Annotated in this window: 23 protein-coding genes; 19 read left to right on the top strand and 4 right to left on the bottom strand. The window is 59.2% G+C overall.

Annotated features, from left to right (window positions below; translation table 11 throughout):
* Positions 1 to 52: 52 nt before the first annotated feature.
* From ACIGDJ_RS05205 to ACIGDJ_RS05155, 11 genes are all read left to right on the top strand, one after another.
* Positions 53 to 196 carry a hypothetical protein gene (locus ACIGDJ_RS05205; RefSeq protein WP_397478748.1) on the top strand — a complete coding sequence of 48 codons (144 nt, stop codon included), beginning with the start codon at positions 53 to 55 and terminating at the stop codon, positions 194 to 196.
* A gap of 266 nt (positions 197 to 462) precedes the next feature.
* A complete protein-coding gene (locus ACIGDJ_RS05200; RefSeq protein ID WP_397478747.1) occupies positions 463 to 774 on the top strand; it encodes a hypothetical protein in 312 nt (103 codons plus the stop codon).
* 21 nt (positions 775 to 795) lie between these two features.
* On the top strand, positions 796 to 1,017 hold the full coding sequence (locus ACIGDJ_RS05195) for a DUF551 domain-containing protein (RefSeq protein ID WP_397478746.1): 222 nt from the start codon (positions 796 to 798) through the stop codon (positions 1,015 to 1,017).
* Between the two features lie 19 nt (positions 1,018 to 1,036).
* Positions 1,037 to 1,462: a hypothetical protein gene (locus ACIGDJ_RS05190; RefSeq protein WP_397478745.1), complete on the top strand. Its 426-nt coding sequence runs from the start codon at positions 1,037 to 1,039 to the stop codon at positions 1,460 to 1,462.
* Positions 1,459 to 1,674, top strand: a complete 216-nt coding sequence (locus ACIGDJ_RS05185; RefSeq protein WP_336353002.1) for a hypothetical protein — start codon at positions 1,459 to 1,461, stop codon at positions 1,672 to 1,674. Before ACIGDJ_RS05190 ends, ACIGDJ_RS05185 begins: the two co-directional genes overlap by 4 nt.
* The gene (locus ACIGDJ_RS05180) at positions 1,671 to 1,865 is read left to right on the top strand and encodes a hypothetical protein (RefSeq protein ID WP_252869377.1); all 195 of its coding nucleotides are present in this window, start codon (positions 1,671 to 1,673) and stop codon (positions 1,863 to 1,865) included. Before ACIGDJ_RS05185 ends, ACIGDJ_RS05180 begins: the two co-directional genes overlap by 4 nt.
* Entirely contained in the window at positions 1,862 to 1,987 is a 126-nt protein-coding gene (locus tag ACIGDJ_RS05175; protein ID WP_256674831.1) for a hypothetical protein, read from the top strand. Before ACIGDJ_RS05180 ends, ACIGDJ_RS05175 begins: the two co-directional genes overlap by 4 nt.
* Before the next feature lie 168 nt (positions 1,988 to 2,155).
* Entirely contained in the window at positions 2,156 to 2,959 is an 804-nt protein-coding gene (bet, locus tag ACIGDJ_RS05170) for a phage recombination protein Bet (protein WP_397478788.1), read from the top strand.
* Positions 2,956 to 4,575, top strand: a complete 1,620-nt coding sequence (locus tag ACIGDJ_RS05165; RefSeq protein WP_397478744.1) for a YqaJ viral recombinase family protein — start codon at positions 2,956 to 2,958, stop codon at positions 4,573 to 4,575. Before bet ends, ACIGDJ_RS05165 begins: the two co-directional genes overlap by 4 nt.
* Positions 4,572 to 5,165 (top strand): hypothetical protein, encoded by a 594-nt coding sequence (locus tag ACIGDJ_RS05160; RefSeq protein WP_397478743.1) that lies wholly within the window; start codon positions 4,572 to 4,574, stop codon positions 5,163 to 5,165. The genes ACIGDJ_RS05165 and ACIGDJ_RS05160 overlap by 4 nt, the downstream gene beginning before the upstream one ends.
* A gap of 69 nt (positions 5,166 to 5,234) precedes the next feature.
* On the top strand, positions 5,235 to 5,543 hold the full coding sequence (locus ACIGDJ_RS05155) for a hypothetical protein (RefSeq protein WP_397478742.1): 309 nt from the start codon (positions 5,235 to 5,237) through the stop codon (positions 5,541 to 5,543).
* Positions 5,544 to 5,549: 6 nt separating this feature from the next.
* Here the strand turns inward: ACIGDJ_RS05155 and ACIGDJ_RS05150 are convergent, their stop codons facing one another.
* Positions 5,550 to 5,969, bottom strand: coding sequence for a hypothetical protein (locus ACIGDJ_RS05150; protein WP_397478741.1), 420 nt, complete (start codon positions 5,967 to 5,969; stop codon positions 5,550 to 5,552).
* A gap of 82 nt (positions 5,970 to 6,051) precedes the next feature.
* Positions 6,052 to 6,429 carry a hypothetical protein gene (locus ACIGDJ_RS05145; RefSeq protein WP_174376679.1) on the bottom strand — a complete coding sequence of 126 codons (378 nt, stop codon included), beginning with the start codon at positions 6,427 to 6,429 and terminating at the stop codon, positions 6,052 to 6,054.
* Positions 6,430 to 6,475: 46 nt separating this feature from the next.
* Here ACIGDJ_RS05145 and ACIGDJ_RS05140 point away from each other — a divergent pair, with 46 nt between their 5' ends.
* Together ACIGDJ_RS05140 and ACIGDJ_RS05135 are read left to right on the top strand one after the other, a co-directional pair.
* Positions 6,476 to 7,399, top strand: a complete 924-nt coding sequence (locus ACIGDJ_RS05140) for a DNA cytosine methyltransferase (RefSeq protein ID WP_397478740.1) — start codon at positions 6,476 to 6,478, stop codon at positions 7,397 to 7,399.
* A 42-nt stretch (positions 7,400 to 7,441) separates the two neighbouring features.
* A complete protein-coding gene (locus ACIGDJ_RS05135; protein ID WP_397478739.1) occupies positions 7,442 to 8,086 on the top strand; it encodes a hypothetical protein in 645 nt (214 codons plus the stop codon).
* 1 nt (position 8,087) lies between these two features.
* On the opposite strand, the gene ACIGDJ_RS05130 is transcribed toward ACIGDJ_RS05135, so the two are convergent.
* Positions 8,088 to 8,330 carry a hypothetical protein gene (locus ACIGDJ_RS05130; RefSeq protein WP_397478738.1) on the bottom strand — a complete coding sequence of 81 codons (243 nt, stop codon included), beginning with the start codon at positions 8,328 to 8,330 and terminating at the stop codon, positions 8,088 to 8,090.
* Between the two features lie 106 nt (positions 8,331 to 8,436).
* Positions 8,437 to 8,733: a hypothetical protein gene (locus ACIGDJ_RS05125; RefSeq protein ID WP_083386928.1), complete on the bottom strand. Its 297-nt coding sequence runs from the start codon at positions 8,731 to 8,733 to the stop codon at positions 8,437 to 8,439.
* Positions 8,734 to 8,902: 169 nt separating this feature from the next.
* On the opposite strand from ACIGDJ_RS05125, the gene ACIGDJ_RS05120 reads away from it, so the two are divergent.
* From ACIGDJ_RS05120 to queD, 6 genes are all read left to right on the top strand, one after another.
* Positions 8,903 to 9,643: a hypothetical protein gene (locus tag ACIGDJ_RS05120; RefSeq protein WP_071171667.1), complete on the top strand. Its 741-nt coding sequence runs from the start codon at positions 8,903 to 8,905 to the stop codon at positions 9,641 to 9,643.
* A 70-nt stretch (positions 9,644 to 9,713) separates the two neighbouring features.
* Positions 9,714 to 10,100 (top strand): hypothetical protein, encoded by a 387-nt coding sequence (locus ACIGDJ_RS05115; RefSeq protein WP_397478737.1) that lies wholly within the window; start codon positions 9,714 to 9,716, stop codon positions 10,098 to 10,100.
* Between the two features lie 49 nt (positions 10,101 to 10,149).
* Entirely contained in the window at positions 10,150 to 10,914 is a 765-nt protein-coding gene (locus ACIGDJ_RS05110) for a hypothetical protein (RefSeq protein WP_397478736.1), read from the top strand.
* A 51-nt stretch (positions 10,915 to 10,965) separates the two neighbouring features.
* A complete protein-coding gene (locus tag ACIGDJ_RS05105; RefSeq protein WP_397478735.1) occupies positions 10,966 to 11,331 on the top strand; it encodes a hypothetical protein in 366 nt (121 codons plus the stop codon).
* A gap of 66 nt (positions 11,332 to 11,397) precedes the next feature.
* Positions 11,398 to 11,610, top strand: a complete 213-nt coding sequence (locus ACIGDJ_RS05100) for an AlpA family transcriptional regulator (protein ID WP_024013576.1) — start codon at positions 11,398 to 11,400, stop codon at positions 11,608 to 11,610.
* A gap of 63 nt (positions 11,611 to 11,673) precedes the next feature.
* Positions 11,674 to 12,030 carry a 6-carboxytetrahydropterin synthase QueD gene (queD, locus tag ACIGDJ_RS05095; protein WP_007915588.1) on the top strand — a complete coding sequence of 119 codons (357 nt, stop codon included), beginning with the start codon at positions 11,674 to 11,676 and terminating at the stop codon, positions 12,028 to 12,030.
* Positions 12,031 to 12,235: the final 205 nt, after the last annotated feature.

Below are 12,235 nucleotides of genomic sequence, written 5' to 3'. Positions count from 1 at the left end.
CACAACCGGTCAGCAACCGGGCATCTGCATCAGCACCTAATCGGAGATCACCATGCTCCTACTGTTCCTGATCGGCGCAGCGCTCAGCCATGCGCGGCCAGAACCGCCACCTGATGACGGCCTGCCAACCGGTCCATTGCGATTCCATCGTGAGCGCTGGCGTTCTCGACCGGGGCTATCGGCGTTCTGGAGCTGATGGTCCCGCCCAAAACAACCGGAACTCATGAAGCAACACCGGCAAGCTGCATCTGATCGAAAAGGCCCTTCCGTCCAGTTGGGCCTTTTCACTTCTCGCTCCCGCAGACCAACCGCTCTATTCCGGGCGCTATCGACACGAAAACACTCACTTCGCTCCCACAGCCGACACCACCCGAATGCACTCCCCTCTGCGCCCAACGGCAACCAGCGGAGCGGATGAGTGCATCCGAGTTTTGTTGGATCAATCAACGAATGGAGAAGGCGATGAGCAAATACACGGAGGCGATTACAGAAGCTGTTAAGGCTCTGGAGCTGGCCGAGAAATCCCACCAGATTGCAACCGAGCGACTCGCCACTGTTCGAGGCCATGCCGGCCAGTCTGGCTACTCGGTGAGCGTCAACGGAGTGACTATCGCGGTCTCGACCTGCGATAGCCGCACCTACCAAGGCACGCTGATACGTGGTCGGGAAATGATTCACCTCGGCGCGCTCAAGGCGCTCGGCGCCGAGCTTCAAACAGCTGCCGACCGCGTCCGGAATTGCCGCGCGCATCTGGCATCAATCGTCATCGCATAACCCCAAACACTGGAGGTCGCCATGAGCGGCTGGATCAAATGCAGCGATCAACTGCCGGATCTGCCGAAAGGCGGCGGCAAACACCATGTCATCGCTTACACGCCAGCCAAGCAGGCGCAGCGATTTGCGAACGGATCGCGCTTCCTCTACTGGAACGGCATCGACTGGCGCTACCCGGACGGCTCTCGCTTCGAGCATCGCGTAACTCATTGGCAGCCCTTTATCACCCCGCCCACCGAATAACGCCACGCTGGAGGCAACCATGAACGCAACCGAGCTCGCACAAAGTGAATTCGATAACCGCCTGCCGCCTCCGGTGAGCGAAAGCCCTCGCGAAGTTGCTCGGTCTGAGTGGCTGTACAACGCCGCTGAGCAGTTGGTGCGGTTCGGCTGCGACGTCTCGTTTCAGCGCCGCATGCGGCCTGCTCAGGGCGTCACGCTGGCCCAGTTCGCTCTGGCGGTTGATGAGCATGTAAACGGACGGCTTGCAGACTGCGAGGTCACCACGGCTTCGCTGGGCTACCTGCTGATCGCCGCCGAGCGCGGCCACGCTGACAAGGTCGCCGCCGCCGAACTCCTCGGCACCAGCGACCACCCACTGGGCAAGCTCGGCGAAATCGCAGAGGGCCTACTTCGACCCCTTGTCGATGACGCACTGATCGCCCAGGCCGAGGACAACGAGCTATGAGTAATCAGGTAGCACTGGCCCGGCTGGGCCTTGAGATCGCGAAGATGCGCAAGTCCTGCACTCCGGTGCCGGATCGCACCTTCGTCATGGGCATGATCGAAATGGCGGAGTTCGCCGAGATCATCGACACGCCTACCGCCAACCGATATCGCAACGCGCTGGACGCAAAGTTCGTCGAGCGCAACACGCATCTGAAAGGAGTTTCGGCATGACAACCCCTCTGGTGAAAACGCTGGCCGATGAGCAGCTCGAGGATATCGAGCGCCGCATCGCGATCCTTGGCTTCGGCCTGCCGTTCAACGAGGTTATCGGCCGCAAGCGTGAGGATCTGGTCGACAGCCTCCCGCAGCGCCTGTCGGTGACCATGAAGGGCGGACGCATCGCTGTGAGGGCTCGGCCATGAACCTCGTCTACTGGATTCTCGTCGTGCTTCTGGTTGCCGGTGCAGGTGCCTACGGCATCGTGAAAGACGGCTCGGGCACTTGCCAGGTGCCGCGCTCCACCACCTACAACGTGTTCCGATGACCAGTCTTCAGCGGGCGCGCCGCATCCTGATTCGGCGCGGATCGTTCCGAGTCCTCTCGATTTACACCTTCCTGATGCTGCTCAGCGCCCTCGCCGATCGCATCACTCAATAAACCAAGCATTCAATCGCTGCGCTGGGCGCGGCAAGGATTCCCCATGTCCGCAGTAATGAAACAGGCTGATCATCTGCCAGCCATTTCCGAGGACGCACTCGTCGAAGTCCTGAGCGGAAGCCTGTATCCAGGCGCGGCGCACAACTCGGTGGTGATGGTGCTGGCCTACTGCAAGGCGGCTCAGCTCGACCCAATGCTCAAACCGGTGCACATCGTCCCGATCTATCAAAAAGGTCGTGGGATGGTTGACACCGTGATGCCTGGCATTGGTCTGTACCGCATTCAGGCGGCGCGCACCGGGCAATACGCCGGAATCAGCGACCCTGAATACGGGCCACCGATCACCGCCAAGTTGGGCGGCGTCGATGTCACCTATCCGGAGTGGTGCCGGGTGACGGTGAAACGCCAGATGTCGAACGGCCTTGTCGCCGAGTTCACTGCCAGCGAGCGCTGGCTTGAGAACTATGCCACTGCCAGCAAGGACACTGTCGCCCCGAACTCGATGTGGAAGCGCCGAGCTTTCGCCCAGCTCGCCAAGTGCGCCGAGGCGCAGGCGCTGCGCAAGGCGTTCCCCGAGGTCGGATCGGCGCCGACGGCGGACGAGATGGAAGGCAAGACTTTCGACGAGGCTCCGCGCGATGTGACGCCGCAGCCGTCGGCAGGCAAGGAACCTGCTCCAAATCCTGATTACTCGGACGAAAAGTTCGAGTCAATGCTCCCTACTTGGCAAGGCGGCATTGATCAAGGGAAGACCAATCCCGAGACACTGATCGCGTTTCTTCAGTCTCGCTACACGCTGAGCGACTCGCAGATCGATCGAATCAAACGAATGGAACCAATCGACGGAGACGCAGCATGAAAATTCACAACGTAGCTCAAGGCTCCGCCGAGTGGCACGCATTGCGCGCTCAGCACTTCACCGCCTCCGAGGCCCCCGCAATGATGGGCGCTTCGAAGTACCAGACCCGCACCGACCTGCTGACCATGAAAAAAACCGGCATTACGCCGGAGGTCACTCAGGCGCAGCAGTACATCTTCGACAAAGGCCACGCAACGGAAGCGCTTGCCCGGCCATTGGTTGAAGTCATGATCGGCGAGGAGCTGTATCCAGTCGTGGGCACCGACGGCAATCTGCTCGCCTCCATGGACGGCGCGACGATGCTTGGCGAGACGCTATTCGAGCACAAGCTTTGGAACGAGTCGTTGGTCGCCCAGGTGAAGGCCGGCGAGCTGGATCCGCATTACTACTGGCAGCTTGAGCAGCAACTGCTGGTGAGCGGCGCCGAGCGCGTGATTTTCGTGTGCTCCGACGGCACCGCCGAAAACTTCGTGCACATGGAATACCGACCTGTCGCCGGCCGCGCCGCGCAGTTGGTCGAAGGCTGGAAACAGTTCGAGGCCGACCTGGCCAACTTCGAAATGGCCGAGGCGCCGTCGATTGTCGTCGGCAAGGCCCCGGACGAGCTGCCAGCGCTACGCATCGAACTGACCGGCATGGTCACCGCAAGCAACCTCAAGGTGTTCGAGGATTCGGCTCTCGCTGTCATCGACTCTGTGAAAACCACGCTGCAGACCGACCAAGACTTTGCCGACGCCAAAAAGGCGGTCAAGTGGTGCGGCGATGTCGAAGAAGCGGTTGCGGTAGCGAAGAAACAAGCGCTCTCCCAAACCCAAAGCATTGACGAGCTTTTCTCGTCTCTTGATCGAATCAGCGCACATGCTCGCGAGACGCGCTTGAAGGTCGACAAGCTTGTGAAGGCTCAAGAGCTGCTGGTGAAGACCAACATCAAGCAGAAGGCTGAGCAGGCGCTGGCGGATCACGTCGCGGCCATCAATAAAACACTGGGCCGGGTAACGCTGCCAGCGGTTGCTTCCGACTTCGCCGGCGCGATGAAGAACAAACGCACCATTGCCAGTCTCCAGGACGCCGTCGATACCGAGCTGGCTCGAGCAAAAATCGCCGCGAGCCAGTCAGCAGATGCAATTCGCTTGAATTTGACCAGCTTGGCCGAGCTCGCGCCCGACCATGCATTCTTGTTCAACGACATCCAACAGCTCGTTCTGAAGGCCAACGATGACCTGGTTGCGCTGATTAAGGTGCGAATCTCTGAGCACCAGAAAGCCGAGGAGGAGAAAGCCGAGGCGCAGCGCGAGCAGATCCGGCAACAGGAGCTGCAACGGATCGAAGCTGAGTCGAAAGCCAAGGCCCCTGTTGAGCCTGCACCAGTCGCCAGTCCAGCACCGGTAAAAGCAGCCTCGCCTGTTCAGTCTGCCTCGAAGCCAGCAGCAACTGCGGCGCCGGCGAACCTGCAGGCCGAAGTGTTCGATCTGGAAGAGCTGATCAAAGCAGTTGCCTACGGCCAAGCGCCTATCTCGGTGCTGACCGTGAGCTGGGAGCACCTCGATGCGCTGGTCGCCGATCAAGGCAACAAATTCAGCATGGCCGGCGTGAGGCTGGTGAAGGTGGCAGCATGATCAGCAACCACCTCAGCATGGTCGAAGCCCTTCGATCGAAATCCAACGAGCTGGCAGCGCAGGTTGAAGAGTTCCTATCGGCTGGCGGAAAGATCCAAGAGGCGGAGCCCATCGGCTACAAGCCCAAGCCGGTCAGCTACAGCACCCAGATGCCGCCGGCGCCGAAGCCATTCCTTCGGCGTCGGGCGCCTGCCCCGCCTCAACCGCTGTCAGCTCAAGACATTCGCCATCAGGAGCGCATGCAGCAGCTCGAAAGGATCCGCGAAATGGCGCCGACGCACACGCAGGCAGAGATCGTTGAAGCGCTCGGCATCAGCCGCCGCACGCTCTACAACATCGCACAAGCCCACGACCTGACGTTCAAGGGTGCAGCTCGCGGCCGCCTGACCGGTAAAGACCGGGAGGAGCATCTGGAAGCCCGCGACGCGAAGTTCGCCGAGCGGATCCGGGCATTCCTTGAGCTGGGCATCACTCGCCGGCAGGTGTGTGGACGCCTCGGCATCGCCAACAAAACACTCGAGCGGATTCTCGCCAATCACGGCATCGATTATCCGAAGGCGCGGCGCGGCTGTACTTCATGCGCCGCATAGCTCGAACCCAGCAACGCAAACGACAGACCTGGCTGGACTTGCCGGCCAGCGGAATTGAAGAGGTAGGCCATGGCCAAGAGCAATGCAGATCGCTCAGCGAAATCCGCGGCGAAGAGGAAGGAGCGCGGCGAAGAGGAAATCAGGCTGCACTGCCTGCCCGGCACGCGCCAAGCACTTGCTGAGCTGATGGCATGGAGCGGCATCGAGGAACAGGGCGAGGCGATCACGCTGATGATTCACCACCTGCACGGACTTGGCCCGGGCGGCGCCCTTCCACTGCTTGAGCCTCCGCGACACGAATATGTGATACCCGAAAACGTGTCGCGGAAGCTAAGGCTCGCCTATGAGCGGGAGTCACTCAGAATTGAACGTGAGTAGTGCTCGTCACTTTAGATATTGCTCAAAGACCTTTGTAATTACGAAACAGAGAATCCCCGTAAAGATAAAAATGTTCCTTGCCCTGTAGTATCGATATGTCCTGACTTGGCATTTGCCTAAAGCTATTTGACTGCCCAGATATTGAGCCTGCATCTGCTTTTCAAGCGCATCGAGCATTGCATGATTCTTCGCATGCGCCTGAATAGACCACTCCGCTCTTTTAAAGGCAGAAATCCCCGCGAAGCCAAAGAGCGCGAGCGAATATAGATACATGGTCTCTACGTTGAGCCCAATCCTACCGAAAGGAATGGTTTGCACGAGAAAGCCAATGGTTGCGAATATGAGCGCAAAGACTAAGTGATCGAATTTGTCACTGCTGTCTCTGTGCGCGGCTAATGCGATCAAGCTTCTTTCATTTCCAGTCAAATTCAGCTCCTTCCGGCTCCATGCCGGGCCGAACACAAATACCCCACTTCTACGAATCACGCCAGCCGGCGAGGGGCTATTGTCATGGGGAAACGAATTTAAACGGTAGGTCTCCGTAGGCCCAGATCAGCGTGCCAGCTATGACCAAACAAAAAATCTTTAAATCAGACTTGTTGAATTTCGGGATGAATTTTTGCCGATGCTCATTCAAACCGCACCAGCCAAACCCGGCCGGCGTAATCGAAAGTCTAGCCCTGACAAGAACGCTCTCGGCGAGAAGCGCGAAGACTGTAGTTACTGCGCCACTGCGGCTGAACCACCCTCCCAGATCTACGCCATCTAATGCTGGATAGGGGACGATCAGCGAAAGAATCGGCGCGAGTATCGCCAAAGCAATAAGCCCCCCGGCGACGTTCACGCTGCGCTGTAAGTCCTTATCCGTGGGTTCTTTGAACGACATTCCAAACTCTCCATTTAAAAGCCGAATATACCGGCGAGGTATTCCTATGCCCACAGCAATCGACTTGTTCGCCGGTCTCGGCGGATGGTCCACCGGTGCGCGTAACGCCGGTATCGAAGTTATCTGGGCGGCCAACCACTGGCCGGTCGCCGTCGAATGGCACAGCGCCAACCATCCAGAAGCGATTCACATCTGCCAAGACCTGCATCAGGCGGATTGGTCGAAGGTGCCCGCTCACGACATCATGCTCGCGTCACCCTGCTGCCAAGGCCATTCGAAGGCTCGGGGCAAGAAGTCAGGCAATTCACAGCACGACGCATCCCGCTCGACAGCCTGGGCGGTTGTGTCCGCCGCCGAGTACCACAAGCCCGAAGTGGTGCTGGTCGAGAACGTCGAAGAGTTCACGGACTGGGCACTATATCCAGCCTGGTCGCAAGCCATGGCAGCGCTTGGCTACATGATTGCGCCGCATGTGGTCGACTGTGCTGACCTTGGCGTGCCGCAGCACCGAGTGCGCCTGTTCCTGGTCTGCACCCGAAGCAAGTCGCCGCTCATGCTCGTGCTGCACCGGCGCCAGCACGTTCCCGCCGCCAGCTTCCTCCAGTTCGACGCTGGACGCTGGTCACCAATCGAGAAGCCGGGACGTGCACAAGCTACGCTCGACCGGGTGCGCAACGGCCGAGAGCGATTCGGCGATCAGTTCATCATGCCCTACTACGGCAAAGGCTCCGGGCTGACCGGCCGCGATATCAACCGCCCGATCGGAACCATCACCACGCTCGACCGCTGGGCTTTGGTACGCGGCGACGAGATGCGAATGCTGTCAGCCAACGAAGCACTGGCCGCAATGTCGTTCCCCGCCGATACCCTGCGTCCCGACAACCACCGGCTGACCATGCACATGGCTGGCAACGCTGTTCCGCCGCTTGCTGGCCAGCGAATTATTGAAGCGCTCAAAGCCGCCGCATAACCCCCCCCCACCGCCCGGGCATGCCCCGGCATAGGACGCCCCATGCCCACAGAAAACAAAACGGCCGAGCCGCTGAAGGTTGAGCGCTCGACTGTGACCAAGCTGGTTATCACCGGCGCGCCGCGTCTCGACGCGATTACCGTGTTCCTCGAGGACTTCGGCCGCCGCGACTGCCCTACTGAATCCGACCCGAGCTATCAGACCGCCCAGGGCAAGATCACGGTCAATTGCTGGGACAAAAGCTGGAGCGCCTACTGGGGCGGGATGGGTCCGCGCACGGTGGCCGAGTTCGTGGCCGACTGTGATTGGCACTACGTCCTGAACTGCCTCGATCGCGGTATCAGCAGCACGCGGTTCAGCGGGAATGCCCTTCACGCCTTCGCGAAAAAATGCATCGTCCAGCGCCGCCGGCAACAGACCGGCCGACATGACTGGGAGCTTGATGAGCTGAGCAAGGATGAGGCGCGTGAGCTCTGGCATGACATCGACGTTCTGCGAAGCGTGGAGTCGCCAAACGAGTGCTGGCATCACGACAGGCTGCTGACTGAACTGTTTGGCGATGAGTGGCACTACCCGGTTGGCGACAAGGCGGTCGAGGAGAATTACGAATTCAACTACCTGCGCCGGGTGGTTGAGGCAGTACAGGCTGCGCTGCGTCAACAACCGCTGGAGCAGCTAGCAGCTTGAGTCAAGGCAGCTGACTGTCGACCCATCGCTCAGCAGTGGCCAGCGCCTCCGCCAACGCGCTTTGATAGTCGTCCCACGGGCCAGTGAGATCGGCAACAGTGTTGGCAAAACCTGGTACTTCACTGGCCTCAATGACATGAGCACCCACAGGGGCTTCGTCGTTCGGCTTGTCCCAGTCGAATTTGATGATGACTTCATGCCCTCGATATTGGTGGGCGATCGGCCTATCCAGGCTGTGTGACATGTCCTCTTCCTATAGGCACCGGCTGACAGAACAGTAAGTTTCAACCATATAGGCCGCTTCGCCTATTGAGGCAAAAGGCCACTCCCTCCCCCTTCAAAGTCAGCCGCTATTTCGAGGACGCTGACTTAGGACTCGCACTTCCAGCAGCAGCCAACTGACGAGCTCGGCTTACGCCCCAAGCCATAGCTCTGGTCATTGATTCACCCGGACTTGGGTTAACGGTTTCTTCATGCAACGCCATGCCACCGGAAGCATAAACACCGATGAACATTTGAGTTTCGCCGGTACGAGATAGCCTGACCTGCACGTCGATGTGAGTTCCATTACTGAGAGTTTCATCATGTGTTCGGTTGTGGATCTCGGGATCTGCCCAAGCCCAGAAAATGTCGCCGCGAAGCCTCATACCGCCCTCCTGCCTGTTCCTTGATAGGGGCTTAAAACTCCTCCAAAGATAGACCTGATCGAACGAAGCGCAACGGCGCCGAAGCGGTTACGGACGGCTGGTTTCAATACCTCTACAGCTCCAATTCCCTTGTACATATTTTAGCCGCTATAGCGGCAAGGACGAAGTCATGCCCAAGCATAAGCCAGAGCTGGCCCGGATCTACAACCTGTTCGGCCTCAGCTCCAACCACGAACTGTCGACGCTGTTGGTCAACATCGAAAACACCAAACACTTCTCCGACCTTCTCCAGGCTGTCGAGCGTGAGTTCTTCATGGTGCCGGGCGAACCGTCAGGAGAGCCAGAAGACGAAGGCGCGCCGGTTGATGACGAGTGCCTGCTTAATCGCTGGGGATCGAAGCCAGCCGAATATCTCGAACAGTTCAGGGCGGCCCTACCGATCGCTGCGGCGAACTCGATTCCAGACTATGAAGCTCCGGCAACTGGCGAGAAGTGGTCGCTCTCCGGCGAGAACGGTTCGTGGGATTACGACAGCCTGACCGACTTGCTCAAAGACAACTACGGCCATGACAGCTGCGGCGACGGGCACCCGGCCAGCTTCAGGCCCGGCCTATACGAGGGCGATACGGTCTATCGCGGCACCGAGTGTAAAGACGACCCGGCGAGCTTTCTGCCAGACCAAGACGATTTGCTCGAACACATGTGCGACCGCGCCTACGAAAGCGACGCCGGCGAGTGGGTCGACAATTACCCAACGCTCGACGCCGCCGCGAAGGCTGACTTGGCGCAGGCAATGCGGCCGCTCATGGCCTGGGCGCGGAAGCACTGCCAACCGGAATTCTTCACCATCAAGGACGTCATCCCCCACATCGTCACCGTCGAGGACGTAAGGAAGGCTGCCCCATGGTGACCAAGTGCTTACTCGGCTGCACCCTCTTCTTCTGGCTTCCATTGGTACTGACCATAAAGGCGGTGATCGGATGAGCAAAAAACAAAAGGTCACTCCAGCGTGCGGTTACGCGCCTGGTGACTGGGAATGTCGCGATGGTGGGTTTCTGTTCGACGCGGGGTCTGGCGAAGGCTGGGACCCGCAGGACGAAACCTACATCTGTCCCTGCTGCCGGACGCGAGATTATTTGGAGGACAGAAAGGCAGACGCAGAATCCACCAGTCGATGGAGTGACAATGGATTCAGCGGAACCGGTCTGAGCATCTGGATCAGCGCAGAGCAGACAGCTCTGTACGCCAATGAGCCGGCAGCCAAAAAGGCCTTGGCCGAACTCGGCACGGTTGAGGCGCTGGTCGCCGATGACAGTCCTCAAGGATATTCCGTGGTGCTCTGCAACACGCAGGCGGTGACGCCATGATCGCCCTCACCTGGTTCGTCTACGTGTACTGCTACAAGGGGCCTCGATGATGAACAACAGGATTGTCTGTCAGTTCAGTTGCGGCGCTGCCTCGGCGGTGGCCACCAAGCTGGCCCTGACCGAATACGGCGCCACTCACGACGTGCAAATCGTCAATGCATTCCTGGCAAATGAGCATCCCGACAACCGCCGCTTCGCCCTGGACTGCGAAGCGTGGTTCGGCCGCCAGGTGACTGTGCTGCGGGATGAGAAATACGGCGCTGACGCTCAGGAGGTGTTCCGGCGCGAGCGGTACATGAAGAACCAATACGGCGCGCCATGCACCAAGCTGCTCAAGCGCAGGCTGCTCGACACCTGGAAGCAGCCAGGTGACGTAATGGTGTTCGGCTATACCGCCGAAGAGGCTGATCGCCTGGCTGACTTCCGCGAGCGCAACCCTGATCGGCCGGTTATTGCACCGCTGATTGATCGCGGCCTGGGCAAGGAAGACTGCAAGGCAATGATCGAGCGCGCCGGTATTGAGCTGCCGCTGATGTACCGCATGGGCTACGACAACGCCAACTGCATCGGCTGCGTGAAGGGTGGCGAAGGTTATTTCCGTGCTATTCGGGAAGATTTTCCGGAGCAATTTGAGGGGCTGTGCCTGATCCAAGACGACTTGGGCGAAGGCTCCTACCTTTTCCGCAACCGAACTACCAACGTGCGGTTTTCCCTTCGCGACCTCGGCGAAGGCCCAGTGCGGCGAAACGAGAAGATCCCGTCCTGCTCGTTTTTTTGCGAGATGGCCGAAGCCGACATCGCAAACAACTCGTAACCCCTCCCCCAACTCAACAGCCTGCCGGTGTACGGCGGGCGAGGAATTCGTATGCGCGAAAAAGTATCCATCCAAGACTTGGAAGGCGCCGACCTGGCTCTGTGGGCTGCCCGAGCCCAGGGCATGGAAGAAAGGAAGGGAATCAAGCTGTACGCCTCCGGCCCATGCCTGTACCGCGATACAGGCCCCGGCGGCGAGCCCTTCCCCTTCCGACCCGACTCGAACCTCGGCGACTCAGCGATTTTGATTCAGGAGATGACGCAGGCAGGAATCTTGACCCTGTTCGGGCACGGCGCGCAGTTCGCGGCCCAGGGATTTGGCCACGTCGGATTTACGGGTGCGCCTTCTGCTGCGCTGACCCGCTGCTACATCGCGTGGAAACTCGGCCAAGACTTCACGGCCACTCCGACCAACTGATCACCACCTTCTGCCGCCACGCGCGGCATTAATTCAAGCCAAGCCGAAATCGGCGAGGAGTTTCAAATGGCAGCGACAGAAAACATCGATCGTTTCCTGCGCCTCGACGAGGTGCTTCACACAACCGGTCTTGGCCGTAACACGGTTTATCGCCGGATCAGGGAGGGCACCTTCCCGAAACAGGTTAGAATAGGCCCCAACTCGGTCGCCTGGCGTCAGTCTGCTATCTCGCAGTGGATGCTCGATTTGAACCCCAGCAACGACCAATCAGTACATTGATCAGTACACCAGCAACTGACAATTCAACAGATCCCGCTAAATTCAAGCCCTACAGGTCATACCGTGGAAATCTTCAAAGAGTTTACTTTCGAATCCGCCCACCGCCTGCCGCACGTCCCGGACGGCCACAAGTGCGGCCGCCTGCACGGCCACTCGTTCAAGGTCGCGTTGCACCTGAGCGGCGACCTCGATCCGCACACTGGCTGGATTCGCGACTTCTCCGAGATCAAAGCGATTTTCAAGCCTCTGTACGAGCGTCTCGACCACAATTACCTGAACGACATTCCTGGCCTGGAAAACCCGACCAGCGAAGTGCTGGCCAAATTCATCTGGAACGAGATGAAGCCATTGTTGCCGGAACTCAGCGCGATCCGCATTCATGAGACCTGCACCAGCGGGTGTATTTATCGCGGGGAATGACCGACCCGCAGACCGATACAAAACCTTGTGGGAGCGGGCTTGCTCGCGAAGGCATGCTGTCAATCAGCACATTTGTTGGCTGACACACCGCTTTCGCGAGCAAGCCCGCTCCCACAGGGAAGGCGGCGTGTCAGCCAACGAATAAACAGCCTTTACGGCTGTTTTTTTATGCCTGTGCTGTCCGCTTCCCCGCCAAGAGGACAGG

Origin of the sequence: Pseudomonas sp. NPDC079367 (genome assembly GCF_044542195.1) — a bacterium.
GTDB lineage: Bacteria > Pseudomonadota > Gammaproteobacteria > Pseudomonadales > Pseudomonadaceae > Aquipseudomonas.
The sequence above is the reverse complement of the archived record's forward strand: the minus strand, read 5'-3'. Positions and strand labels throughout refer to the sequence as shown.

Bases quoted from the DNA above. Each gene is read 5' to 3' on its own strand.
- ACIGDJ_RS05205 (WP_397478748.1), top strand. From the start codon at position 53: ATGCTCCTACTGTTCCTGATCGGCGCAGCGCTCAGCCATGCGCGGCCA.
- ACIGDJ_RS05200 (WP_397478747.1), top strand. From the start codon at position 463: ATGAGCAAATACACGGAGGCGATTACAGAAGCTGTTAAGGCTCTGGAG.
- ACIGDJ_RS05195 (WP_397478746.1), top strand. From the start codon at position 796: ATGAGCGGCTGGATCAAATGCAGCGATCAACTGCCGGATCTGCCGAAA.
- ACIGDJ_RS05190 (WP_397478745.1), top strand. From the start codon at position 1,037: ATGAACGCAACCGAGCTCGCACAAAGTGAATTCGATAACCGCCTGCCG.
- ACIGDJ_RS05185 (WP_336353002.1), top strand. From the start codon at position 1,459: ATGAGTAATCAGGTAGCACTGGCCCGGCTGGGCCTTGAGATCGCGAAG.
- ACIGDJ_RS05180 (WP_252869377.1), top strand. From the start codon at position 1,671: ATGACAACCCCTCTGGTGAAAACGCTGGCCGATGAGCAGCTCGAGGAT.
- ACIGDJ_RS05175 (WP_256674831.1), top strand. From the start codon at position 1,862: ATGAACCTCGTCTACTGGATTCTCGTCGTGCTTCTGGTTGCCGGTGCA.
- bet (WP_397478788.1), top strand. From the start codon at position 2,156: ATGAAACAGGCTGATCATCTGCCAGCCATTTCCGAGGACGCACTCGTC.
- ACIGDJ_RS05165 (WP_397478744.1), top strand. From the start codon at position 2,956: ATGAAAATTCACAACGTAGCTCAAGGCTCCGCCGAGTGGCACGCATTG.
- ACIGDJ_RS05160 (WP_397478743.1), top strand. From the start codon at position 4,572: ATGATCAGCAACCACCTCAGCATGGTCGAAGCCCTTCGATCGAAATCC.
- ACIGDJ_RS05155 (WP_397478742.1), top strand. From the start codon at position 5,235: ATGGCCAAGAGCAATGCAGATCGCTCAGCGAAATCCGCGGCGAAGAGG.
- ACIGDJ_RS05145 (WP_174376679.1), bottom strand. From the start codon at position 6,429: ATGTCGTTCAAAGAACCCACGGATAAGGACTTACAGCGCAGCGTGAAC.
- ACIGDJ_RS05140 (WP_397478740.1), top strand. From the start codon at position 6,476: ATGCCCACAGCAATCGACTTGTTCGCCGGTCTCGGCGGATGGTCCACC.
- ACIGDJ_RS05135 (WP_397478739.1), top strand. From the start codon at position 7,442: ATGCCCACAGAAAACAAAACGGCCGAGCCGCTGAAGGTTGAGCGCTCG.
- ACIGDJ_RS05130 (WP_397478738.1), bottom strand. From the start codon at position 8,330: ATGTCACACAGCCTGGATAGGCCGATCGCCCACCAATATCGAGGGCAT.
- ACIGDJ_RS05125 (WP_083386928.1), bottom strand. From the start codon at position 8,733: ATGAGGCTTCGCGGCGACATTTTCTGGGCTTGGGCAGATCCCGAGATC.
- ACIGDJ_RS05120 (WP_071171667.1), top strand. From the start codon at position 8,903: ATGCCCAAGCATAAGCCAGAGCTGGCCCGGATCTACAACCTGTTCGGC.
- ACIGDJ_RS05115 (WP_397478737.1), top strand. From the start codon at position 9,714: ATGAGCAAAAAACAAAAGGTCACTCCAGCGTGCGGTTACGCGCCTGGT.
- ACIGDJ_RS05110 (WP_397478736.1), top strand. From the start codon at position 10,150: ATGAACAACAGGATTGTCTGTCAGTTCAGTTGCGGCGCTGCCTCGGCG.
- ACIGDJ_RS05105 (WP_397478735.1), top strand. From the start codon at position 10,966: ATGCGCGAAAAAGTATCCATCCAAGACTTGGAAGGCGCCGACCTGGCT.
- ACIGDJ_RS05100 (WP_024013576.1), top strand. From the start codon at position 11,398: ATGGCAGCGACAGAAAACATCGATCGTTTCCTGCGCCTCGACGAGGTG.